Annotated in this window: 1 protein-coding gene; it reads right to left on the reverse strand. The window is 67.4% G+C overall.

Going from position 1 to position 770, the window contains the following annotated elements; all coding sequences use genetic code 11:
* A partial coding sequence (locus tag PGX04_RS33485; protein ID WP_273742416.1) for an aldehyde ferredoxin oxidoreductase C-terminal domain-containing protein occupies nt 1-770 on the reverse strand: 770 nt, incomplete at both ends.

Consider the following 770-nt stretch of genomic DNA (forward strand, 5'->3'; position numbering starts at 1 on the left):
TGCTCATCCCCTTGAGCGCCCGCGGCGAATGGGCCGCGAACTCCAAGCCCTTGACGCCGTGGAGGTAGTTCTCGGCTTCCTTAGCCGCGAGCGACGCCGCGAATCGGAACGATCCCTCGACGAGTCGGTCGCCGATGCCCTCCCGGCGGGCGATTCGTTCGGCGAGGTCGACGACCCCGTCGCCGAACTCGAGCGCCGCCGTCGCGTCCACTTCGTCGTCGAGGAGGCCCCGTTCGTGACACTCGCGGGCGAACGCGACGGTGACGCCGAGGCTGATCGTGTCCATCCCGAGCCGATCGCAGACGTCGTTGGCCTCAATCATCGCCTCGGGGTCGTGGGCGTCCTGCATCGTCGAGACGGCGAAGATCGTCTCGAACTCGGGGATCTTGGCGTCCGTGATGCCTTCCGACTGGACCGAGACGTGCTTCCCACACCGGACGGCGCAGTTCGCGCACGTGGTGTCTTCGGTCACGTACTCGGCCTCGAGACGCTCGCCGCTGATCGCTTCTGCCTTCTCGTCGTCGACCTGCTCGTACTGGTTGTTCCGGTGGTCGAGCTTGCCCATCTCGTTGACGGGGTTGACGGCGGCGCTGGTCCCGTACTGCTGGAGCGTTTCCGTCTCTTCCATCAGCGGCTGGGTCCGGCCGAAGACGAGGTCGCGGAGGCCGTCCTCGTCGGCGATCGTGGGTTCGAACTCGCCCTCCTCGAAGGTGACCGCCTTGACGTTCTTCGCGCCGAGGACGGCACCGAGGCCGCCGCGGCCGAAGGCC

It is taken from the genome of Natrinema soli, from assembly GCF_028618695.1.